This is a genomic window from Brevundimonas sp. (genome assembly GCF_018608325.1).
GTDB lineage: Bacteria > Pseudomonadota > Alphaproteobacteria > Caulobacterales > Caulobacteraceae > Brevundimonas.
Window position 1 is genome coordinate 7,403 of the sequence record NZ_JABAZW010000153.1, and the last position, 1,124, is coordinate 8,526.

Below are 1,124 nucleotides of genomic sequence, written 5' to 3' on the forward strand. Positions count from 1 at the left end.
GCATCGGTCCCGTCTGCCATCATGTCCACGATATCGGCGCGCAGCAGGTCGGCGAGGATCTCCATGGTCGTGCGCTTGCGCTGCAGGCCCGTGGTGACCGCCTCGTCGAAGGCTCCGGCCATGCCCTTGAGGCCCAGGCCGGTCAGGGCCGCCATCATCTCATGCCGCTGCATGCAGGCCTCGCAGACTGTCGTAGCGGTCGCAGTCCGCCAGAGGCGGATGCCGCAGCGCCAGGTCATCGGGCGTGACGATGCTCAGCGGCCGGGGCGGTTCGCGCCGGCGCGCCAGGATGTTGAGTACGGCGGGCGTCTGCAGGAAGAGCTGCGCCTCCGACTCGCGCGTGCTCCAGGCCTCGCGCGCCGCGGCCTCGACCGGCTCCAGGCCGTCTTCCAGCACCGCCGCCAGAACCCGCACGAACCGGCGATCGGCTTCGTCGCCCGCACCCAGCTTGCGCCTCAGGCGGGCCAGCCCCGGCGGCAACTCCCAGTCCTGGAACGGCGCGCCATTGCGCAGGGCGCCGGGCTTGGTCGCCAGCACCGGGAGGTAGTGCCAGGGATCGTAGAGGGTCCGGTCACGACCGAAGAACCGGCGATGGTCGGCGACGACCTCACCCTCGCAGCGCACGACGATCCGGTCGGCATAGGCGCGGACCTGCACCGTACGGCGCCCGGCCTTCGCCATCACCGAGTAGCGGTTACGGTCGAAGCTGATCAGGCAGGTCCCCGTCACCGCGTGCTCGCTCTCGTGGAAGCCGTCGAACGGGCCCAGCATCGGCTGCAGCGCCGGCCGCTCGGCGGCCAGGGCCTGAGCAACCGTCAGCTCTTTCTGCTCGGGGTGCTGACGCAGCTCGCCCCAGCGCCGGCACTCCGCCTCCAGCCAGCCGTTCAGCTCCTCCAGGCTGGTGAAGCGCAGGCGCGGCTGGAAGAACCGTCCCCGGGCCGTCTGGACCTGGTGTTCGACCTGGCCCTTCTCCCAGCCCGCCGCCGGGGAGCAGGCCGTCGGCTCCACCATGTAGTGGCTCGCCATGACCAGGAAGCGCCGGTTGAACACCCGGTCCTTGCCCGTGAACACCGTCGTCACCGCCGTCTTCATGTTGTCGTAGATCCCGCGCGTCGGCACGCCGC

Annotated in this window: 1 pseudogene; it reads right to left on the reverse strand. The window is 70.8% G+C overall.

Annotated features, from left to right (window positions below):
• Window positions 1–159: 159 nt before the first annotated feature.
• Window positions 160–1,124, reverse strand: a pseudogene (locus tag QZ281_RS15330) (IS21 family transposase); the annotation flags it as partial.